At 50.6% G+C, this 22,020-nt stretch carries 24 protein-coding genes; 7 read left to right on the plus strand and 17 right to left on the minus strand.

Features of this window, described 5'->3' with window-relative positions:
• Positions 1-122 precede the first annotated feature (122 nt).
• The gene (locus V3U24_11045; protein MEE9167979.1) at positions 123-845 is read left to right on the plus strand and encodes a DUF3108 domain-containing protein; all 723 of its coding nucleotides are present in this window, start codon (positions 123-125) and stop codon (positions 843-845) included.
• Here V3U24_11045 and rseP read toward each other — a convergent pair.
• From rseP to V3U24_11110, 13 genes are all read right to left on the minus strand, one after another.
• Positions 842-2,017: an RIP metalloprotease RseP gene (rseP, locus tag V3U24_11050; protein MEE9167980.1), complete on the minus strand. Its 1,176-nt coding sequence runs from the start codon at positions 2,015-2,017 to the stop codon at positions 842-844. The genes V3U24_11045 and rseP overlap by 4 nt on opposite strands.
• Positions 2,014-3,180, minus strand: coding sequence for a 1-deoxy-D-xylulose-5-phosphate reductoisomerase (locus tag V3U24_11055; protein MEE9167981.1), 1,167 nt, complete (start codon positions 3,178-3,180; stop codon positions 2,014-2,016). The genes rseP and V3U24_11055 overlap by 4 nt, the downstream gene beginning before the upstream one ends.
• Positions 3,180-3,923 carry a hypothetical protein gene (locus V3U24_11060; protein ID MEE9167982.1) on the minus strand — a complete coding sequence of 248 codons (744 nt, stop codon included), beginning with the start codon at positions 3,921-3,923 and terminating at the stop codon, positions 3,180-3,182. The genes V3U24_11055 and V3U24_11060 overlap by 1 nt, the downstream gene beginning before the upstream one ends.
• A complete protein-coding gene (gene lpxA, locus V3U24_11065; GenBank protein MEE9167983.1) occupies positions 3,904-4,617 on the minus strand; it encodes an acyl-ACP--UDP-N-acetylglucosamine O-acyltransferase in 714 nt (237 codons plus the stop codon). Before lpxA ends, V3U24_11060 begins: the two co-directional genes overlap by 20 nt.
• 59 nt (positions 4,618-4,676) lie before the next feature.
• Entirely contained in the window at positions 4,677-6,077 is a 1,401-nt protein-coding gene (locus V3U24_11070) for a bifunctional UDP-3-O-[3-hydroxymyristoyl] N-acetylglucosamine deacetylase/3-hydroxyacyl-ACP dehydratase (protein ID MEE9167984.1), read from the minus strand.
• The gene (gene lpxD, locus V3U24_11075; protein ID MEE9167985.1) at positions 6,074-7,096 is read right to left on the minus strand and encodes a UDP-3-O-(3-hydroxymyristoyl)glucosamine N-acyltransferase; all 1,023 of its coding nucleotides are present in this window, start codon (positions 7,094-7,096) and stop codon (positions 6,074-6,076) included. Before lpxD ends, V3U24_11070 begins: the two co-directional genes overlap by 4 nt.
• A 3-nt stretch (positions 7,097-7,099) precedes the next feature.
• Positions 7,100-7,633 (minus strand): OmpH family outer membrane protein, encoded by a 534-nt coding sequence (locus V3U24_11080; GenBank protein MEE9167986.1) that lies wholly within the window; start codon positions 7,631-7,633, stop codon positions 7,100-7,102.
• Between the two features lie 107 nt (positions 7,634-7,740).
• A complete protein-coding gene (gene bamA / locus V3U24_11085; GenBank protein MEE9167987.1) occupies positions 7,741-10,098 on the minus strand; it encodes an outer membrane protein assembly factor BamA in 2,358 nt (785 codons plus the stop codon).
• On the minus strand, positions 10,095-10,859 hold the full coding sequence (locus tag V3U24_11090) for an isoprenyl transferase (protein ID MEE9167988.1): 765 nt from the start codon (positions 10,857-10,859) through the stop codon (positions 10,095-10,097). Before V3U24_11090 ends, bamA begins: the two co-directional genes overlap by 4 nt.
• Positions 10,860-10,951: 92 nt before the next feature.
• On the minus strand, positions 10,952-11,377 hold the full coding sequence (locus V3U24_11095; GenBank protein ID MEE9167989.1) for a hypothetical protein: 426 nt from the start codon (positions 11,375-11,377) through the stop codon (positions 10,952-10,954).
• A gap of 209 nt (positions 11,378-11,586) precedes the next feature.
• Complete coding sequence (locus tag V3U24_11100) at positions 11,587-12,360, minus strand: hypothetical protein (protein MEE9167990.1); 774 nt, start codon at positions 12,358-12,360, stop codon at positions 11,587-11,589.
• A gap of 72 nt (positions 12,361-12,432) precedes the next feature.
• The gene (locus V3U24_11105) at positions 12,433-13,578 is read right to left on the minus strand and encodes an Mrp/NBP35 family ATP-binding protein (protein ID MEE9167991.1); all 1,146 of its coding nucleotides are present in this window, start codon (positions 13,576-13,578) and stop codon (positions 12,433-12,435) included.
• 84 nt (positions 13,579-13,662) lie between these two features.
• The gene (locus tag V3U24_11110; GenBank protein ID MEE9167992.1) at positions 13,663-13,950 is read right to left on the minus strand and encodes a ferredoxin family protein; all 288 of its coding nucleotides are present in this window, start codon (positions 13,948-13,950) and stop codon (positions 13,663-13,665) included.
• A gap of 209 nt (positions 13,951-14,159) precedes the next feature.
• On the opposite strand from V3U24_11110, the gene V3U24_11115 reads away from it, so the two are divergent.
• From V3U24_11115 to V3U24_11140, 6 genes are all read left to right on the plus strand, one after another.
• Positions 14,160-14,417: a hypothetical protein gene (locus V3U24_11115; GenBank protein MEE9167993.1), complete on the plus strand. Its 258-nt coding sequence runs from the start codon at positions 14,160-14,162 to the stop codon at positions 14,415-14,417.
• Positions 14,418-14,466: 49 nt separating this feature from the next.
• Complete coding sequence (locus tag V3U24_11120) at positions 14,467-14,817, plus strand: 4Fe-4S dicluster domain-containing protein (GenBank protein ID MEE9167994.1); 351 nt, start codon at positions 14,467-14,469, stop codon at positions 14,815-14,817.
• A 163-nt stretch (positions 14,818-14,980) separates the two neighbouring features.
• Positions 14,981-15,154, plus strand: coding sequence for a hypothetical protein (locus V3U24_11125; protein ID MEE9167995.1), 174 nt, complete (start codon positions 14,981-14,983; stop codon positions 15,152-15,154).
• Between the two features lie 42 nt (positions 15,155-15,196).
• Positions 15,197-15,370: a hypothetical protein gene (locus tag V3U24_11130; protein ID MEE9167996.1), complete on the plus strand. Its 174-nt coding sequence runs from the start codon at positions 15,197-15,199 to the stop codon at positions 15,368-15,370.
• An 8-nt stretch (positions 15,371-15,378) separates the two neighbouring features.
• Positions 15,379-16,851, plus strand: coding sequence for an FGGY family carbohydrate kinase (locus V3U24_11135; protein MEE9167997.1), 1,473 nt, complete (start codon positions 15,379-15,381; stop codon positions 16,849-16,851).
• A 3-nt stretch (positions 16,852-16,854) separates the two neighbouring features.
• The gene (locus tag V3U24_11140; GenBank protein MEE9167998.1) at positions 16,855-17,454 is read left to right on the plus strand and encodes an HD domain-containing protein; all 600 of its coding nucleotides are present in this window, start codon (positions 16,855-16,857) and stop codon (positions 17,452-17,454) included.
• On the opposite strand, the gene V3U24_11145 is transcribed toward V3U24_11140, so the two are convergent.
• The 4 genes from V3U24_11145 to V3U24_11160 all read right to left on the minus strand — a co-directional run bounded on the left by V3U24_11145 (position 17,439) and on the right by V3U24_11160 (position 21,789).
• A complete protein-coding gene (locus V3U24_11145) occupies positions 17,439-17,741 on the minus strand; it encodes a Rieske (2Fe-2S) protein (GenBank protein ID MEE9167999.1) in 303 nt (100 codons plus the stop codon). The two genes, V3U24_11140 and V3U24_11145, sit on opposite strands and share 16 nt — an antisense overlap.
• Before the next feature lie 126 nt (positions 17,742-17,867).
• Positions 17,868-20,297, minus strand: coding sequence for a signal peptide peptidase SppA (sppA, locus tag V3U24_11150; GenBank protein ID MEE9168000.1), 2,430 nt, complete (start codon positions 20,295-20,297; stop codon positions 17,868-17,870).
• Positions 20,298-20,317: 20 nt separating this feature from the next.
• Positions 20,318-21,223, minus strand: a complete 906-nt coding sequence (gene queG / locus V3U24_11155; GenBank protein MEE9168001.1) for a tRNA epoxyqueuosine(34) reductase QueG — start codon at positions 21,221-21,223, stop codon at positions 20,318-20,320.
• A complete protein-coding gene (locus V3U24_11160) occupies positions 21,220-21,789 on the minus strand; it encodes an NUDIX hydrolase (protein ID MEE9168002.1) in 570 nt (189 codons plus the stop codon). Before V3U24_11160 ends, queG begins: the two co-directional genes overlap by 4 nt.
• Between the last annotated feature and the right edge of the window lie 231 nt (positions 21,790-22,020).

The raw sequence follows: 22,020 nt of genomic DNA on the forward strand, positions 1-22,020 counted from the left end.
ATTGAGGAAGTATTCGGGAATGAGATAGATCTGATTGCAGACGATGGTGTGTTGCCTCCGTCAGAGGGTTCCCGCATCTACGACATGTCCGGAACGGACATCGTTGTTCTCCGAGAAGGCAAATGAAATACCCGTTCTTTCTCGCCTTGACGGCTCTTTTCATCCCCCTCACCCTGCCAGGACAGGGAACATTACCGTTTCAAGTTGGAGAGACACTGCATTACGACTCAAATCTCAATTTTGTGAGAGCAGGAACAGCTAAGCTTCAGGTTCTGGCCCTGGAGTCGGTGGATGATGTTCCTGCGTACCATATTCTTTTTACCATGAGCACCAATTCTATCCTGGATCATATCTTTAAGATTAGAGATAGAGTGGAAACCTGGATTGACGCGGAGGATCTTTACACGCTAAGATTCAACAAGCAGGTTCGTGAAGGGAGGCACAGGTACAGGTTCTCGGCGAACATGAACTACGAGGACTCCGTGGTGACGACCGGTGACGAATCGTTCAAGTTTGATCACGAACTGAGGGATCCCTATTCCCTCCTTTACTATCTTCGAACGCTTCCCTTAAAAGTTGGAGACGAGTTTTCGTTCGTGACATTTGACAACAATCAGTTCATGGATATTCATCTCACGGTGCACCGGAAGGAGAGAATTGATGTGCGTGCAGGTGAATTCGACTGCTTTGTCGTTGAGCCTTTTAGAGAAGGAAGACCGCTTTTGAAGAACAAGGCAGATATGACAATCTGGCTATCAGACGATCACCTGAGGCTTCCCGTAAAGGTGGTATCGAAGGCGGTGTTTGGATCGATTATACTGAAGCTTAGAAAGCTGGAAGATTAGTTCACGAAGAGGCGCGTCAGATCGTTGTAGATAATCACCAGAATCAGAAGGAGCAACAATGCCATCCCTGCTTGCTGAATTACCATTCTTACCTTTGCCGATAGCTGGCGCCGGGCAATTGCCTCAATTAGAATGATCATAATATGTCCCCCATCGAGGGCGGGAATGGGCATGATGTTGATAAACGCAAGGTTCACGCTGATGACCGCCAACAGGTTGAGAAGAGGAAGAAAACCCTCCTGAGCCGATTGCCCTGCCAGTTGGGCTATCAGAATCGGACCCCCAATTTCCTTTATTGACACTTCACCCGTAGCGATCATCTTCAGCGATTTAACGATAACCCCGAACCATATACCTGTCCGGAGAAAGCCCTGCCCGAGGGACTCCCCCACACCGGCATTCCGGATCTCATAGCCTCCACTGATTCCGATGAGACCCACCGTTTTCATCTCATCGCCTTCCACATTTTGTTCTTCCCGCGGAGTAATTCCGGCCGTCATGACCTCACCGTCCCTCTCCCACTGGATTGAAATCGTTTCGAGAGGTCTTTCGCGGATCAGATCTCTCACGTCTGTCCAGGTGTCCGCCCGCTGATCCGCTACCCGCAAGATTCTGTCGCCCCTTGCCATTCCTGCTTCTTCTGCAGGATAGGAGGTCAGAACCTCCAAGATAATGGGTTCATCAGTGAATTCAGGAATGCCCGTTAAGTAGGTAAGAACGGCAAACACCAGAACAGCGAGAAGCACGTTCATGAGCACGCCTGCGGACATGACCCACACCTGCTGGACCCGGTTTTTGGATGCGAGTTCATGGGGAGCACCCGTAATTGTCTCATCCAGGTTCTCATCGATCGTCCCCGCCATTCTCACAAAACCTCCAAGAGGGACGAGAGCCACACAATAATCGGTTTCACTCGCCCTGGAAAGGGGCTTCGAAATAGCCTTCTCGATCACTGGCAACCATTTGAGCTTTCCCGAATCGTTTCTTCGGAAAAAGAAAAATCTGAAGATCCACCCACTGGACGTAGAACGGAACGAAAAGAGCCTGGGGGGAAATCCAAGGGATAACCGGAGGACTTTCACTCCTACAGATCTGGCAGCGAGAAAGTGTCCCAGTTCATGAATAAAGATGAGTACCAACAGAACAAAAGCAGTAGCAAGAACTGTGGTCAAAGGAGTATCCTTTCTGCGATGTGCGTCTTCACGAAATCCGCACCCCATTCTTCGAGTTCCTTCAGATCATTAAGATCTGGATTTTCGACCCAGTCGTGCTCCCTGAGAGCCATTCCATTTATCTCTGATATCTGTGAGAATGAAATCTGACGATTCAGGAAACATCTGACCGTATTGTCATTGGCAACATTCAGCGCGGCCGGGGCCGAACCACCTTTCGTGAGAGCTTCGTAGGCAAAATGAATGCAGGGGAATCTGTCCAAATCAGGTTCCTCAAATGTTAGAGGGGAAATGGCTGAGAAATCGATATCTTCCCACGCCGATCTGTACCTGTCGGGGTAGGTTAAGGCATACTGGATTGGAATTTTCATGTCGGGAAGTCCCATTTGAGCCTTGATGGAACCGTCCGTGAACTCCACCATACTGTGAATAACGGACTGAGGATGCACAACGATCTGTATCATCTCTTGCTCAAAACCGAAAAGCCAATGAGCTTCGATGACCTCTAAACCTTTGTTCATCATCGAGGCAGAATCAACGGTGATTTTACTCCCCATCTTCCAATTGGGATGCTTGAGAGCTTCTTCAACGGTAATCTCAGAAAAAGTTTCCCTGGATCTGGTTCGAAACGGACCCCCCGATCCGGTCAATATCAAGCGCTTTACCGACTTCAGGTCTTCGCCGGCAAGGCACTGCCAGATGGCACTATGTTCACTATCCACCGGGAAAATTTCCACCCCGGTTTCATTCTTGATTTGATTGATAAGATGACCGGCCATCACGAGGCTTTCCTTGTTGCTGAGGGCCACATTCACGCCGGCCATAATGGCGGAAATGGTGGGTTCCATTCCCGCGCCTCCCACAAGAGCATTCAACATAATATCCACATCATCTCGTCCGGCGATCTCCAGAATACCTTCCCTGCCCGACAGAATTTCCAGCTTTTCCCCCGATATGCTGTCCCTCACTTCACGAGCGGCCTTATCATCCAAAAGGGCCACTCCCCGGGGACGGAAACGGCGAATCTGTTCCATCATTCGTTTTGAATCCCTGGCGGCAGTGAGATAGGTGACTTCGAATTGTTCCCCAAGATTTTCAACTACCCTGAGTGCATTTCTTCCGATGGAACCCGTGGAACCGAGGATGGATAGTGATTTTGTCATTAATGGAGTATCCTGGATACTCCTACCATGAGGCTCAAGAATGATGGGTGTATTTTTACCTCCACGTCGACAGCATAATGTGTGCCGAGTTCCCTGTCTAGGCCCGCAAGAAGATACGTAACGTCCCCTTCCAACCTCTGAGGAAAAGTCACATCGCCGAGGCGGTTTTTTATGTGAACCCCAGCACTGTAAAATCCCGAACCTACCCCGATCCAGTAGTTTCGCTTATCGTAATTTATCTGTCGCACGATAGCCACTCCAACGGTTTTCAGAAAAAAATCGTCGGTACCTTCCAGATGGCCTCGTTGAAGCTCCACCAGCCAAGGTCCCCCCAGGAATAGGTCCATACCATACCGGTAGACAATGACCACATCACCTGAACTTGAAAAGGCTGTATATGCCCCATTCAGAGAGAGATTGGTTGTCACAGGAAGATTACCCTCAAATACGGGTAGCAGACCTGTTTTGCCCGAGATGGGTCGAAGGTCCGAGTGAGTGAAAGATGAAGTCATGGTTACAGTACCGCCCAGGCTCAAACGGTCACCGCTCGATTCCCTGGAAAAAAGGTGATGGGACGTTTGGAGGGTAAGGGCCTGAAAGAAGCGGCCGGCCTTTTCGCTGAACTTTGAACCTGCCCACTTACCGATATCGTAGTCCGGAACCTGGCCAGGAAGAGCTGAAAAGAACCAGGGGAAAACCGCGGCGCAAGCCAAAGGTATGAATCTAAACGAGTCCCCTTTCACTGTTCTCCGCAAAGGATATGATTTCTTGAATCTCCTCTGATTGTGGCAATATTTTTCTGATTTTCTGTAAGGCCTGAGTGGTATTCAAGGACGACCGATAAATAAGATGATACGCCTGCTTGATGTTTCTCCTCGATTCTTCACTGAATCCCCTTCGTTTGAGACCAGCAGAGTTTATGCCCTGGAATCGCAGTGGTTCGCCGGCTACGGTGATGTACGGGGGCACATCCTTAATCACCCTGAATCCTCCCCCAACGAACGAGTGTTTTCCTATCTTGCTGAATTGATGAACGGCCACAATTCCTCCGATCACCGCCCAGTCATCAACGGAAACATGTCCCCCGAGCTGAACGGCATTGGTGAGAATCACATGTTCACCTACGAAGCAGTCGTGACCCACGTGAACGTAGGCCATGATATAGGCGTGATCACGCATTTCCGTCCGCCCCCGGGCTTTCGAACCGCGGTGGACAGTAACATGTTCCCGGAGAGTCACACCTTCCCCGATCTCAGTCGTCGTCTCCTCCCCACCGAATTTCATATCCTGGGGCACTTCCCCGATAACCGCTCCAGGGAAGACCCTGCACCCTTTCCCCAGACGGGTCCCACCTCTGAGTGTGACATGGTTTCCGATTTGACAATCGTCACCCACCACCACGTTGTCGTCAATAACAGAAAAGGGACCTACCTCCACATTGGTACCAACAGATGCGTGAGGATTGACGATAGCTGTGGAGTGGACCTTTGTGGCGATCAGTCTTTCTCTCTATCAGCGATGGTGGCAAGGAAGATGGCTTCAGCCACCAGCTTGTCCTCAACATACGCCTTGCCCTCGATCTTAATCGAGTTCATGCGGAACTTCAACAACTTCATTTCGAATCGAAGTTGATCACCTGGAGAGACTGGGTGACGGAACCGAGCTTTTTCAATACTGGCAAAATATATGAATTTTGATTCCGGATCTTCCGTCGTGTGAAGCACCAGAAATCCCCCCGCCTGAGCCATTCCTTCCAGAATTAGGACGCCCGGCATGAGCGGTCGATGGGGGAAATGACCCTGAAAAAAGGGTTCGTTGATCGTGACGTTTTTGATGGCCACCAAAGACTTCCCTGCTTTTAGTTCCAGAATCCTGTCCACCAACAGAAAAGGATATCGGTGGGGCATGATCTTGCTGATGGCCGAAATGTCGAGGTGGTACTTCGAAGTCTGGGGGGAACGGTACTGTTCCCGGAGAGGTTTACTCATATATTCCTCACTGATTTTCTTCACAAATGCCGTATGGGAAGCGTGACCCGATCTTGCCGCCATCACGTGCCCCTTGATCGGCTTACCCAGAAGAGCAAGATCACCTATGAGGTCCAGGGCCTTGTGACGCACCGCCTCATTTTCAAATCTAAGCTTTACTCCATTCAGGATTCCGCTAGAACCCTGGACGATATCTTCCTTGACATCAAACAGTGTCTGAAGATAACGGATCTCTTTCTCGCCAATCTCTTTGTCTGCTATGACGATGGTATTCCCCAGATTCCCGCCTCGTGCAAGTCCATCCTCCCTCAATTTCTCCACCTCGCTCAAGAAACAGAACGTGCGAGCAGGGGCTATCTCTCCGGCAAAATCTTCCAGAGAATGAACCGTCAGGTACTGGGTACCGAGTGCGGGATGTTTGTAGTCTATGATGCAGGTAATCCGGAAATGATCGGACGGCAGAAGGCCAATATCCACCCCGTTTTTCTCGTCGTAGTAGGAAATAGGCTTTTCGACTTCGAGGTATCTCCTGGGTTCTTTCTGGGAAACGATTCCAGCTTCCTGAATTGCCTGAACGAAGTCTCTACAACTTCCATCCATAATTGGTGGTTCTTTGTTCGTCAGTTCGATAAGCACATTGTCAATTTCGAGTCCCATTATGGCCGCCAGAACATGTTCGACTGTATGAATCTTGACACCGTCGGCTTCCAGGCTGGTCCCTCGGGAGACATCAATAACGTGGTCAATATGAGCTCGAACCTCGGGATATTCTTCCAAGTCAGTTCTCATAAACCTGATACCCGAATTCTCAGCCGCTGGCTTAAACGTCACGGTGGATTCCACTCCCGTGTGAAGACCGGTCCCGGTACAGGAAGCGGATCTTCCCATAGTCTGTTGAACCTGTTTCACCGATCTTCCCGAAGCTTGGAGATTTCTGACTCGAGTTCCTTAACTTTTCTGACAAGATCCGGAAGGCGGCGAACCAGAGCGTCGGACCGGCTCTTTTCCATAATCTCCCTCGCAGGCATACCTGCGTAAGTCTTCCCACCGGGAAGCGACTTGGTCACACCCGTTTTTGCGGCCAATCGAGCGTGACTCCCAATCTCAACATGGTTCACCACACCCGCCTGTCCCCCAAAAGCGACGTAATCGCCCACAACACTGCTCCCGGCGATTCCCACCAATGCCGCCACAAGACATCCTTTACCTAACTTGACGTTGTGAGCGATGTGAACAAGATTATCGAGTTTCGACCCATCACCGATGACGGTGTCACCAATGGTTCCCCGGTCGATGGTACAACCGGCGCCAATTTCCACGTTGTCCCCCACCACGACGCAACCCGTCTGTGGCGTTTTATGATGAATACCGTCGTCCGTGATATACCCAAAGCCGTCACTGCCGATGACCGTACCGCTGTGAATGGTTACATGATTACCGATTACACATCGGTGATAAATAGTGGTGTGAAATTTCAGCTCAGTGGCCTCTCCTATCTTCGATTTCCTACCCACTACGGAATGGGGACCGATAATAACATTGTCTCCTACATCTGCCCCATCCTCGATGACGGCGTAAGCGCCCACAGAAACATTTTCCCCAAACCTTACATGTTCCCCGATGACAGCGGTGGAATGGATTCCCGGCGCCACACTCGTCGAGGGGGAAAAATGGTCAAGGATTCTCGTGAACGAGAGGGCGGGGTTGCCAACACGGATGGCATGGATATGACCCACGTCTTCCTCCAGAGTTACCACCAGAGCCGATGCTTGAGTGGTCTTTAGATATTTCCTGTACCTGGGATCGTGAAGGAAGGAGATGGTTCCGGGGGCCGCATTATGTATCTCGGCAACCCCCGTGATCTCTACGGCGGAGTCCCCATCGATCTCGCCATGGATCAGGGCGGCAAGTTCCTCCAGTGTGGCCAAAGACTAGTTTCCGGACTCGCCTTCGGTGAGCCTGCGCAGTTCATACAGAACATCGTCAGTGAGATTGTGCGTTGGTTTTCCGTACAATAGGGCCATGGAATCGAGCACAAAATCGTATCGCTTGTCTATGGCCACCTTATTGACGGCCTGCTGTACCTGCTTTATGATTTCTGTCTCAAGCTGAAGTTGCTTTCTATACAGGTCACCTTCCGGACCTACTTTCTGCACCTGGAAGTCCTGAACTTGCCTCTCCAGAGCAGAGATTTCTTGTTCCTTCTCTCGCCTCCATTCTGGAGAACTCATAAGCCGCTGTGTCTCAAACACCCGGCGGAGACTGTCGAGCCTGCCGGACATGGTCTGAAACTCAAACTGAACCTTGCGAAACTCCAGCTGAAGCTCATCCTCCGCCTCTTTGAACTCGTCATATTCCGCTCGAATTCGTTCAGACTGAACAAAGCCGACCTTCAACTGACCCATCCCAGCCATCGGTATGATGAGAAGGAATGACAAGATGCCCCATTTCGTCAATGAGTTCAAATTCACCTCCTTTTCAATTACACTGGATCCAAAAGAATCTGTCTGATCTCTCAAATTGCAAAGGCGCGAAAGCACCACAGTACAGGCTAATTTACGAATATCCGTTCCTAAAAGGGCATTCCAAAGAGGATATGAAAATTCCACCCCTCAGGAGACTTGGACGTGGCAGGAATATCGTCGAAACCGTAACCGAGATCAAACCCGAGCATCCCCAGCATAGGCATAAACATCCGGATTCCAAATCCCGCCGAACGTTTAAGGTCAAAGGGATCAGTTTCCGTGAAGTCTTTCCAGACGTTACCCATTTCTGCAAATGCCAGGGCGTAAACCGTCGGATTCTCAGAGAAGGGAAATCTCAGTTCCAACATCGCTTTCAACAAGACATTTCCCCCCAAGGGTTGTCCGCTGTAGGGACCCACCGTGTTGTCATCATACCCCCTCAACAGGATACCGTAGGGAATGCCACTTCCCCCCATGATGAATCTTTCATCAATGGGAATGATGGAACCACGTGGCGAAGGGAGTTCCTTGATGGAACCCATCTGAAAAGAATTCAGGAGAACAAATTTCCAGACCAAGGGCGCATATGCGTCAAATTTTAGTACGTGTTTGTGAAAGTTTTCGTGTACGGGCAGGAGGCGGGTATCCAGAGGTCCACCCGACAAGGTGGATGTCCAGGAGAATACAGAACCTTCCGAAGGGAATTCCGGGTGATTCCTGCTGTCGCGAGTCACAAATTGAGTGAGGGCAAGTCCCACGGTTGTCTCCCGCCCCCGCACATACCTTTCGAGATCTTCCTCTGATCCCTCGTATCTCTTCTGAGTGCCCTGAACCATCCACGACGCCCGGAAATAGTTGTCGGGCCATTTCAGCCGGCGCCCCACGCGGACCGACGCCCCGACAACCGTTCTGTCCAGCGGAAAGGAGTAATAGGTAACATTCTGACCCCTGAGGTAATAGAATGCGGAGAATCCCAACAGAACCGGAGTGTCCTTGACCATGGGATCAGTAAAATTAAAGGACAGTGATCGGTATCGGGACCTTTGTCGACTGGATACGAAATTGTACTGGGTCCCCTGCTGAAAACTGAGTCCCAATTGCTGGCCCTTCCCGAGGAAATTGTTGAATTTGATACCGGCGCCGCCCATAATACCATACTCTTCTGTGAACCCGATAGAAGCGTTTGCCTCATCGGAAGACCGTTCTTCTACCGTAACCAAAAGGTCAATTTCATCTTCATCCACCGGAATAACGTCGGGTCTCACATCGCTGAAATAATTGAGAATCATGATTTCCCGGGCACTTCGCATGAGCAGGTCACGGCTGAAGATGTCACCCGGCACGATCTTCATTTCTCGACGGACTACGTTCTCCCGGGTTTTCGTGTTGCCTGTTATCTCAATCTTGCGAACCGAAACCTGATGATTCTCAGCAATGACGAAATGAACGTCAAGAGAATCCTCAGCCACAGGCCTGATTTGAGGCTCGATTCTGCTGTATATGTAACCCCTGTCCATGTAAAGACCGTGCACTCCTTCATAAACTGCCTGGGTGAATTCCTCCTCGTTGTAGAGGTCACCTTTCGACAAGTTCAGTACAGACCCTAATTCCTTCTCTGAATAAAGCACATTTCCTTCCCAACTGAGATGACGGAGGTAATACTGGGGACCTTCATACAACTTCAACTCAATAGTCATTCCACCGTTGTCATCCTCATACTCGATGGATTGAGACAGAATCCGGAAATCCCTGTACCCGCGGTTCCTGTAAAAAGACGCCAGGGCAGCCTTGTCCTCCTCAAATTTCTTCTCCTCAAAGTGAGATCGCCAGAAAAGGTACCACTTCTGGACCTTCGTGTTTTTCAGCCGGCGGCGGAGTTTCCGGTCTGAAAAAGCGTTGCTTCCAGTAAAACGAACCTCTCTCGTCTTAACCTTTCTGTTCCTTCGAACGTTGAAAACAATGTCTTTCACGTTATCCCTATTACCGTCCTTCAGCTCAACATCCACCTCCGCTTTCAGATACCCGTCCTCCCCGTAAAGTTTCCTTATTTTTTCCACAGATTCCTTCGCTAAGTAGGGTTGAAGTCTCTGCCCGGTAGTCAGATCCAGCGCTTCTTCGATATCCTTCTTTTTCTTCTTGTCGCCTTCAATCTTCACCTCACCCAAAATGGGATTCTCTTCCACTTCTACTGTCACAAAGATGCCGTCGACGGTTTCCCGATCAAGGTGAATCTGTACATCTGAGAAAAGACCCGTTTGCCACAGCTTCCTCACCGCCCGTCCAAAATCGCCTGGACTGATTTCTTTTCCCTCCATGAGTCCAGACGTATACTTGATCACACTGGCAGCCGTCATATTATTCCCCGTCACTTCCACTCCCAGAATATCCACCGACTGGACGGACTGTGCCGAGGCAAAGGAAAAGGAAGCGACGGCAAAAAGGATATATCTCACAAGATTTTTCATGAGGTAGACACCGCAGTGGAATCTACAACTTTTCCAAAGCGTCTTTCCCGGTGTTGATAATCCAGAATCGCCTCATGCAATTCCGTTCTCCGGAAAGCCGGCCAGTGAACTGGAGTGACATAGATCTCTGCATAGGCAAGCTGCCACAGAAGGAAATTGCTTATGCGATGTTCACCGCTCGTTCGAATGATCATATCCGGATCAGGGATATCAGCTGTATAAAGATAACGACTGAAAACATTCTCACTCAGATCCTCGGCTCTGACTTTCTCCAATGTGAAATCCCGGCAGAAATCCCGGATTGCGTCCAGGATCTCTGAACGTCCGCCGTAGTTTAGCGCCAATACCAGATTCAATCCACTGTTACCTGCCGTGCGCCGGACACCTTCCTCCATCTCCTTTCTCGGTTCGCCTGGCAGTTCGTCCAGGCGGCCGATGACGTGGAGTCGTACGTTGTTTTCCATGAGATCATCAATTTCATTTCGAATGGTTTCCACAAGAAGTCTCATGAGAGCCGAAACTTCCGCCAGGGGCCGGGCCCAGTTCTCCATCGAAAATGTGTAGAGGGTGAGATACTCGATACCAAGTTCTCCACAACAGCGGGTAATCTCGCGGACCGAATTAATCCCCTCCCGGTGACCGGCAATACGAGGAAGCTTTCTCCGTTTGGCCCACCGGCCGTTTCCATCCATGATGATGGCAATATGCCTGGGTAAATTCCCGTTCGCTTCGATTTGCTCTCTTAACCCCTGTCTGTTCATCCGTCACACACGCGAATCAATTAAGTTAATTGTTAGTTTCCCCGAATGTCAAGATCCGTCTGAGTTACTCCGTTGCCGCTTTCATGACTACTTCAACTCGTCACATCTCCACTAGTTTCGTACAACTCAGCGGTGTGATGATCGAAAGAACTCACAGTGTCGGGAAGCAACCCGAATTCCCTAAACTCGGAGCCACACCTGTAGCATACGCCCAAATCAGATACATTTCGGTAGATGAGCCAATCCACGAAGACCAATAGTGCCAGGCTAATCCCATAAGTGAAAGGGACGAGAACGGCCCCCACGATGATGATGAAGCACCCCATTGCCTGGTTGAAGTCCTTCCGTCGATAAAATTGCCTGCAGTCACAAAAAGGACACCGGGTGAGGTTCCATGAGACCCCAGAGATTTCCGCCTTTTCGTTTCGGCAGTGAGGACAGATAATCTCCGTCTCTCCCTCTACCACCTGACGGTAGTACTCCCCACACACACCACATTCTTTGCTAACCGAGGGCATTCAAACCAGACCTGCCCGCCCTCCCGATGAGGAGGGAGCAGGCGGGGAGAACACAGAGTACATAGATTTCATGTTTGGGAGTTCCTGATCACTCATTTGAAATCTCTTTCCTGGAATTCCCCATGTCAGATTGTCCTTGTCAAGACTATTCTTAATCTTCTCTGTGCCCTCCCCGCCTGACCTGCATGTCGGGCAGGTGTGGCTAACCGTTAGAGGAATATGCCAAACTGCAAAGCATAATATTTGTAAATGAGGTCTCCCATAAGGATCGAAATTACCACCACGTAGAGGAGTCCTGTCGCTGACTGGGTCGAATGAATCTTCACAACACGTAACGTGAGCAAACAGAGGACTATGGGAAGAGCTGTTCCAAATAGGAGGGCTATCCCCAGGAAGAAACCGTTGAATGTCTCGATAAACTCAAGAATCGTAAGGAGGACTCCTCCTGCATCAACCGTTCCAATAAGCAGGTGAGATATATCCCAGAGAAGTCGGGCAGTCAACAGGGTAAGCAGTAAGAAGACCGAACGCTTCAGCAGTCTGATAGGAAGATCCACAACGTTCAGATACCAGTGGCCGAGAAGCATGGAAAAGACGCTCCCACTGAGAATCAGACCGCCAAGAATCGATACTCCTTTGAACAAGAAATCGGACCCAGTGAGAGCGGTAATCGTCTCCATGACCAGCACAACACCAATCAGTGACGGAATGGTAACTACCCATGCCTGGATTCGCTCCCGGTTCCAGTAGAACCAGGCGACAGACAGAAGGGAAACCAACCAGACAGCTGCCGACATTTTCACAACAAACCCTGCATCCATAAGACCGAAGAAGACGACGCCCATGCCTCCAACTAAACTGGCAAGACCTAAAATGAAACGGTGAAATCCGGGATCCATCTTTCCCGTGGCAGTTACCCAAAGAAAAACCGGGAATAGGCTCCCAAAAAGGAAAAAAGTGAGCGTGGAAATGATACCTAACATGGAGTCACAAAGCTCTCCTCGCGACGAATCGCCCGTGAAACTTCACTGCTGCTTCTGTAAAGAAAATACAGATTATGGTCCGGCAGCCACACGGTCTTCAATCGTGTCTGCAATACGGGAAAAGACCAAACTGATGGGCGAACCGGGATCTTTGATGGTCAAGGGAGTCCCGTCGTCGCAGGCCTCCATCAGCTCCTGAGAGATGGGAATCTCCCCGAGAAGAGGAACGTTAAGTCGTGCACTTTCCCTGGACCCTCCTCCTCGCTTGAAAAGGTTTACGTCTATCTGAAACCGGCCCTCTGAATCAGATATCACGTCCGATACTTCGTCCATCCGAGGGAGAGAGATGACCGCACCACCAAGGGGATTCCCGGTTTCGTCGTGCACCAGACCCGATACTACGTAACCTGACATGTTTTCCACAACGCCCAGAACGGGTGCGCTCACTTTCCGGAACATATCGGCCCCTTTCCGCGCGTCAGAAACCGCCAGGTCCTGGGGTGTGGTCACAATGACCGCCCCGGAAATTCTCAACTTCTGCAATAGGGTCAGCTGCACATCGCCCGTTCCCGGGGGAAGATCCATGATCATATAATCCAGAGTCTCCCATAGCACATCGGAGAAAAACTGCTCTGTCATTCGAGAGATGAGGGGACCTCTCCATATGATGGGCGTTTCATTGCCGCTGAGGAACCCGAACGACATGATTTTCATTCCGAATTTTTCAAGGGGAATGAGCTTTCCTTCCGGCGTCGTCGCAGGTCTCTCATTGATACCGAGAAGAATAGGAAGGCTGGGCCCATATATATCGAGATCAAGAAGACCGACCTTCCGTCCGCGAGCGGCCAGAACGGCGGCAATATTCACAGCCACAGTGGATTTACCCACACCTCCCTTGCCGCTGGCTACCGCCACAGTGTATTTCACTCCCGGAATGAGATCCTGATCTTCAACACGCGCTGTCCTCCCTTGAGCCTCTGAAGGTGCCGTAATTCTTATATCAATTGTCTCAAACGAACCGCCAGTCTGTAGCGTCTTCTCCACGCGATTCCTTATTTCAAGCTTGCTCTCTTCACTCATGGTGGACAGTTGAAGATCAACCACCACATTTCCCCGGTCGACTTCCACATCTTTAACGATACCGAAGGAAACAATGTCACGGCTGAAACCGGGATACTTCACAGATTTCAATAACTCAAGAACATCTTCTTTACTCAATTGATCTTCTCCTTCCAAGACCCGGCCTAGACAAAAAACGGCTGTTCACAAGAACAACCGTTTAACTGAAGATGATATCCGCGACTATTGTTCGCGACCGAAGTACTTGTAGTTCTTGGGAATGTAGCTGGCCCATTCCTCGGGCACTTCACTCTCTTCAAAAATAGCTTCCACGGGGCATTCAGGCTCGCAGGCACCGCAGTCAATACACTCCTCCGGATCGATGTAGAGCATCTTGCCCTCAAGATCGTTTTCGTCATACCCCACTTCATCCCACTTTTCCTTGGTGGGGTGAATGCAATCCACCGGGCAAACGTCAACACAAGCCGCATCACAAACGCCCACACAAGGTTCTGTAATGATGTATGTCATTCTTCCCTCCTATGACGATCTACTCTAGGAATGATATTATCCAGGAACAATGGCACTCTTTGTCCTATTCAATTTAGTTCGAAGGGACAGTTTATGAAAAGTTTTTTCGGCGTGCCTGCACTCACAGATTCTCTCGGTAATGATTAATTCCAATGTTTCCAAAGTGTGGTATATTAGGGGGATCTCTGTCCATTCTCAGTGGAAGTCTGATGTCGAAGAGCGAGCGGATGCGCCGGGAGAACATTAAGATAAGAAAGCTACGACGGACCGTGGACTTAACCTGCTCACTTCTATACCAATTGCCCCTCACACCAGAATTGGCTCAGAACATCATTGGTGCCACAAAGAAGGTTGTTTTGACTCTATTCCCTGGCTGCGAAGAAGAGTTCAACCTCATATACTTGAGCCGCTTTGACCGAATTCTCCGTGAGCGGGGTATTGAAGAGAAAGAGCCCGTCAACATCTGAACTTTCCCTTGCAACTCCCTCGTGGTAAGTCTTACTTTTTTCAGCTACCTTGGAGCTGACGCTGGCTACAAAACCGAAACGAAAATACGATCTCTATAAAGGAATACCTGAGCTCACGGTGGAGCCCGGGAAAAAGAAAAAGAGACCGCGACTCATGGCTGTGGTCGATGAAGACAACTGCACAGGGTGCCAGGCTTGTATCCCCTTTTGTCCCGTGGACTGTATCGAACCCGTGCCCCGAGAGAAATATGAAATCCCAATCCCCCCCGTACAGATCCGGTTTGATGAGTGTATCGGCTGCCAGATCTGCGCCAGGGTCTGTACCAGACTCACCTGGGATGCCATCCGGATGATTCCCACGGAGAAATTTGAGGAGTTGTACGGAATCACAGTTTCTTGACATCCTGAAAACGATACCTTACCATACCCCTATTGTTGCCTGCCCCTGGCACAGGTAAATTCTTACACGAACATAGACTCACAAACGATGGTTGCGAGCCACAGACAGGGTCAACTCTGCCCACCGTCGGTGAGCCAGGGGAGGGGGATACGGAGTTACGGATATGAAAATCTTTTTCCCGGGAGGGAAGAGAGTCTTTGCGGATTACAAAAGATTCATTCACAAAACAGATCAGGCAGTGGAATCGGGAGGAGAAGGAACGGCTCCCCAATCCTTCGACCTGTTTCCTGTCTCCCTGGGAACCTGTGCCGGTTCTTATACTCTCGAGTTTTCCTAGAAGCGCGATCTTAGTGCAAAAGGACTCGGGATCATACAGGCCATGGAGCGTAATGAGGCGACAGGTTTGATCTCAGCGGTGAATCTGAACATCCAACTTCCGGAAAAGTTTCCGGAGAAATATCGCTCTGCGGTTGTCCGATCGGCCGAGCTCTGCACGGTCAAAAGGAACATTGAGAATCCCTCCCGGTTCAATATCGTCACGACACGACATTGATGTGCAAAGTGAACAAGCCAGCTGTCCTGGTCATCGATCAGGGGACCTCGGCTACAAAGGGATTTATCTTTGACCGGCAACTTCGTCACATTTACGGGGAAAAAATCCGCCACAAAACAGTCAGACCGCGGCCAGGGTGGGCCGAAACGGACGCTCGAGAGATTCTGATTGCCTGCCGAACTCTCCTCCGGTCACTTCTGGAGGTGTGTAGGAGGGATTCCCTCTCTCCCCAGGGGGCCGGCATGGCTTTTCAACGATCCACGTTTCTCTTCTGGGAGCGCAAAAGTGGCGATCCCTCAATACCGGCAATAAGCTGGCAGGATTCCCGGGCCAGAGAACTTACTGCGCGCTTCCGCAACGATGGAGATTGGATTCAAAGAATCACTGGCATTCCTCTTGCCGCTCACTTCGGCGGACCCAAGTTTCTATTCTGCGTGGAACACGATCCAGAGTTGAAATCTGGAATTGAAGGCGGGGATCTCTTGTTCGGGACAGTGAGTGCGTTTGTGACTCACCAGCTTACCGGAAATGCAGTCCTGGATGAATCGATCGCGGGACGGACTCTGTTTCTCGATTTAGAGAAAATGGAATGGAACTCTCGACTTCTGGATATGTTTGGCATTTCCCGTGATTCCCTGCCGCAATTGGTTCCCACGTGCGGACACCACGGGACGATAAAGCTGGACTCAGACTCCATCCCCCTCTTTTGTGTTATGGGAGACCAACAGGCAGCTATGGTGGGCCAGGGCCGATCTGATATTGGAGATGTGGCAATGAATTTTGGGACATCTGGATCTGTTCTGGTGAATCTTGGTGATCACTCGACCTCCGTCCCGTCTCTCCTCTGCAATGTTCTCTATTCATTCGAAGAGGAACGAAAATATCTTCTGGAAGGCACCATTAACGGCGTGGGCTCATTGTTCAGATGGCTGGAAGCACACCTGGATATCCCCCACAGGAAAATGAAGTGGGATGAAAGATGCACGGGGGCGACGCAAGGAATCGTTGTCCCGGGCATCAACGGTATTTCCGCGCCATATTGGACAGGTGAATTCGATACGGCCTTGATGGGTTTCACGGAGTCGACCCATCCCAATGAACTTGTCAGAGCTGCTATGGAGTCCATCGGATTCCTGGTCTGTGATATCTGGGAGATTCTACAGGAGAAATTGGGAGACGGACTCAGAGATATCGTTGTTTCAGGAGGTTCATCAAGATCAGTATTGCTCCAGTTTATTGCGGATATATTGAACAGGCCGCTGTGGAATTCGGAAGGAATGGACATGACGGCTTTGGGAGTCGCCAAATTGGTGGCCAGGCAGATCTGGGACGGACAGATTGACGATCTCAGCGACAGACGAATGAAGAAATTCGAACCTGGCATGGATGATGAAATTCGTTCGCAGAAAATCAACGGCTGGCACGATGCTCTGCGCCAGTTGGGAATTAGAGATGAGCAGATCAAACAGACAAGGGGGTAATCTATGGCTCCACCTGGCGCGTCCCTTCCTCCCCGTGATGAGGCATGGGACCTTCTCTCAGAATATACGGATTCGGACTCCCTCAGGCGTCACGCTCTTGCCATGGAGCACGTCATGCGCAAACTGGCCGAGAGATATGGAGAGGATCCCGAGCTGTGGGGAATTACAGGGCTCTTGCACGATTTTGATTATGAGAAACACCCCACGATGGAAGAACATCCGTATGTAGGGAACAAAGTCCTCGAAGAACGCGGATACCCGGAGGCTCTACGAACCGCGGTTATGGGTCATGCAAACTACACGGGTATTCCCCGCGAGTCGCTAATGGCGAAAGCTCTCTTTTCCTGCGACGAACTGACGGGCTTCATTTTTGCCGTCACCTACGTCCGGCCTTCGAAGTCCATTCACGAGGTTAAGGTGAAATCCGTCGTCAAAAAGCTAAAGCAGAGGAGCTTCGCCGCAAGTGTCAATCGGGATGACGTGGAGAATGGGATTCGGGAATTGGGTGTGGACCGGGGAGAGCATATCCAGCTCATTATCGACGCCCTGAAAGAGAAGGCCGAAGAGCTGGGTCTTGCAGGGAAACCTCACCACTCTACATAGATTCCATCTTCCTTAACGCACAACGTGAAACGTTCAACCTTGATGCCCGGGTTCTCCAGCGCCTCCCCAGTTCGGCAATTGAATTCCCATCCATGCCATGGACAAGTGACCACCTCGCCGTTGAGCTTTCCCCACCCCAGCGATCCGCCCCGGTGGGGACAGGTGTTATCTAAGGCAAAGTATTCTCCACTCACGTTGAACAGCGCAACGGGGTGATCTTCAACGGTGACCACTTTGCCATGACCTGGATCTAACGAGTTCCGTTCTATCAGTTTTTTCAGGGTCACAAAGGAGGGATAATTCTTGTGGAGTGCATTTTGTGGAGTGAACCATCTCCTGATGGTTCAGCATCATCGGGAGATGATGCAGTCCATAACTCACTCCATAACTCTTGGAACTTAATTGACGTTGCACTAGTCCTTCGGAATCAACTCCTCTTCCATGAGGAACAGAAACGGCTCATCATGAATCAGTTTCGCCCTGTCGAGAATCCACGTCACAGGAATATCGGTTTCGAACGCTTCCATGAGCCTCAAAAGATCGGATCTTGAATCGAGGGGGACCGTGAATTTCACCTCTTCAACACCTTTGTACACTTTCAACTGATACTTGTCCCTTTTTAGCCCCGCCGCATCGCAGGCAATTTCCAGTGCCCGGTCGAGACCCCCCAATTCATCCACAAGGCCAATTTCCACGGCATCCGCGCCGGACCAGATTCGGCCCTGGGCGATAACATCGACTTCATCCCGGGAAATATTCCGGCCTTCCGATACCCGGCTCAAGAATTGCTCGTAGTAACCGTCAACGAGGGCTTGCATCCGTTGACCCTCCTCGTCACTGAAGGGGCGGTGTGAGGAAAACTGTTCGGCATGAGGTTGCTCCTTGACAACATCGATGCTGTATCCAATCTTTTCAAAAAGACCTGCGAATGACAGTTTCCCGGAAAGAACACCAATGGAACCGGTGATGGTACCGGAGTCGGCCACGATGGTATCCGCGGCGCACGAAATATAGTATCCTCCAGATCCAGCAACATCCGACATGGAAATGATAAACGGTTTCCGGTTTTCCATATCAGCTGAATCAGGGTGAGTTGTCCGGTGCACCTCTCGCCATATGTCCTCGGAGGCCAATACGGATCCCCCGGGACTGTTCACCCTCATTACTATGGCCTTCACGGACTTGTCTTCCCTTGCGGACTTAATCGCCCGGCCCGTCGTCACTGAGCCGATGATCTTACCGCCGCCGAAGGGGGAAGGTTCACTCTTACCAGGAATGATCGGACCCTCCGCATAGATAAGAGCAATCTTGGACGTCACACTTGGCTCCCAGTCGTATGCCCATTGTCTTGGACGCCGAGCGGCTCTTACAATTCTGACCTTTTCTTCCCCCGTGACTTCTTCCATTCTCGTCTCGATTTGGTCGGGATGAAAGAGACCGTCAACCAGCCCTGCCTCAAGGGCCATTTGAGGAGTGAAAAGGGCCTTATCAAAAACCTCCTCCAGTTTCTCCCGGGACCACCCTCTCCCCTGCATAATCATTCTTGAGAATACGCTGTGGACATCCGCCAGGACTGCTTCATACGCCTCACGGCTTGTCTCCGTAAGGCTATCACGGGTAAACGGCTCAGCGGCTGTCTTATAGTCTCCTCTTCGGTAGAACTGAGCCTCTACCCCGATTTTGTCAAACAGGCCTTTCAAGAAGCCCACGCCGAAGGCGAGACCGTCCACCATGAGAACTCCTCCAGTATTGAGATAGATTGAATCTGCAATGGTGGCCATTGCATAGGCGAGGTCACCCCCCATATCCATGAACGCATAAATTGCCTTTCCACTTTCTTTGAAATCCAGAAGGGCTCGCATGACCTCCTCCATCATTCCCATTCCTGTTACGTACAGATCTGGTTTCAGTATGATGCCGTCGATCTCCTGGTTTTTCGCCATCTCGTTGATGGCGTCTGTAAGGTCTTTAAGCACCAATGTTTTGGGACCGAAGAATACCCTCGGAGTTGGAGAATCACTGAGGGGACGTTCAAAGGACAACTCAACGTATGTTGGCGCTCTCTCTCTGAAGATGGCACGGCGAATTTCACTCGAAGTTTGAATACCCGCAAGGTTCGCCACATAGTCACTTTCAGCCAAATCGTGATAGGTTTCAACGCTCAATTCGCCAAAACCGATTCCAAAGCCGATCTGAATCCCTTCTGTTTCGAGGTTATAGCTTGCAAACAGTTTCAAGCCGTCGAGAATTTCCGCCTCTACCTGGGCAGTTCCTCCCAGATCCCTCCCGTCCGACGTGAACGATGCGGGAAATGCAAAAAGATGGTCATAGGCTACTGTGAATCGATTTCCCAAAGGCCTTAATGCCAAACCAAAACCTGCAAGCTGGTCTTCTCGTCCATCGCGAAGCCTCGACCACAGGTTTTTCCACATAATTCCAGCAGATAAATGTGGAATACCTCGATACAAAACACCCATATCAAGTGCCTCAAGACCCTCGGAGGAAAAATGAAAAGCGTCCCCCAGATAAATCCCGTATCCCAGGTGCTGGGCACTCCCCCAGTGAAAGTAGTTCCTCCCATACCGAGCAGCGGTAAGACCCAGTCCCAGGTGACTGGTCTGGAAGTAGAAACTTGCATGAGTTGCCACAGAGTTCCCGGCTCCCATGTCACTCCTCCCCAGGATGAGCATATTTTCTCCCCGGCCTATTCCGAGACCCGCCGGGTTCAAAACCAGACTTCCGGCATCGTCTATGATGGCCACGGATCTGTTTGGCGCTGCAATCTCAACCTGTCCCGACGCAGCGGTCGTGATCAAGAGAAACAGCACTACATTGTATTTCATCGATACCCCCGTCAGTATGTCTATTTCAGATTTGCTTTAATATTCCTCTTAAGACCGTCAAATTTAGCGCGCTTCACAGCACTGTTCTCAAAGGATCGTCTAAAGTCCTCTGCGGTCATCTCCCGCCACTCCTTGGCAGTTCGGGAGGTAATCTCTTCCCTCGGGGCAAAACTCGATTCGGAACTTGTTTTGGCAAATCTGCTATTCCATGGGCAGACCTCCTGACAGACATCACATCCGTATATCCACCCATCCAGCTGGTCCGCCATTTGGTCCGGCAATTGATCCCTGTGTTCAATGGTCAGGTAAGAAATGCATCGGTTCGCATCGAGTATGTACTCTTCCACAATGGCACCCGTCGGGCACGCCTCAATACAGGCGGTGCATGTACCGCACAGATCGTCATCAAACATTGAATCATAATCGAGATCGCAATCGAGGATCAATTCTCCGAGAAAGAGCCACGAACCGTAATCCCTTGTGATCAGATTCGTATGCTTCCCGATCCAGCCGATTCCAGCTCGCCGGGCCCAGGCCTTTTCCATGACGGGAGACGTATCGACACAGACGACTCCCCGTACCTCAGGTCGAATCCGTTGAATTTCAGTCAGAAGATCAGAAATCCTCGTTTTCATCACCTGGTGGTAGTCATCCCCCCAGGCGTAGTTGGATATTCGGAGCTCACCATGGGAATGACCGTGGAAATAGTTGAGGGTAAGGCTCACAATGGACCTGGCCTCAGGAAAATAGCGGTTGAGGTCCCTCCGTTCCTCCGCACGTCCGTTCATCCACACCATGGTAGCGTGGAAATCTCGCTCAAGCCACTCCTGCAGGCGGTTTCCTTCCGGGGACAGGCGTGACGCCTGCGCAATACCCACGTGGTTAAAACCGAGACGACGTGCACGCTCTCTGATGAACCGGGTCAAATGGGATTTGCCGGAGTCAGGGTCCATCTCCTCGAACGGACTTTCTCGGCCCAAAATATGCCAATGATTGTCTTAATATCCTTTATCTTACCTGACCGAATCCATTCAAGACAGAGTGAGAACTCCGTGGGAAGCAATTCGATGAACTCATCGTAGTCCCTTTTCGCACTGGTTTCTTTGAGATTCTCAGCAAGGAATATCCACATCCTTTCCGAACTGTAGCCGATGCAGGGATGGATTTCGGCCAGTTGGGTGACCTTTCCAGCGGTGTATCCTGTCTCTTCCGCCAATTCCCGATCGACCGTTTCGAGAAGTGATTCACCGGGGTCTATTTTCCCCGCAGGTAATTCTATTTCCACTTCTGCAAGAGGGTATCGAAACTGTCGAATCAGAAGAATCTTATCGTCTGGAAGCACGGGAACCATTACCACGGCTCCGGGATGCTTAATGTACTCCCGCTCGGATGTGTCTCCGTTCGGAAGTTTTACTGTGTCTGACCAGACGTCCAGAAGTTTTCCCTTAAAGATATGGGTGGAAGAAACTCGAGTTTCAGTGAGGTCTTTCACGGCAGGAAAGATGGCATCCCGTCCGGACGGGATGCCATCTTCTTAGCCTGGATTACTCGCTAGCAAAATCCTAATAGCGGTTAAGTGACTATAATTCATGGACATACAGACATTGTTTACTCTTCGTTTCTGAATAATCCCCCGTTTGGTCCCGCAGGTATGCGGGAGGTTAATCCCGCCCCGCATTTTGCGGGGCGGCCCGTCGAAGATTCCGCAGAATGCGGGGAACGG

It is taken from the genome of Candidatus Neomarinimicrobiota bacterium (assembly GCA_036476315.1).
Taxonomy (GTDB): domain Bacteria; phylum Fidelibacterota; class Marinisomatia; order Marinisomatales; family S15-B10; genus JAZGBI01.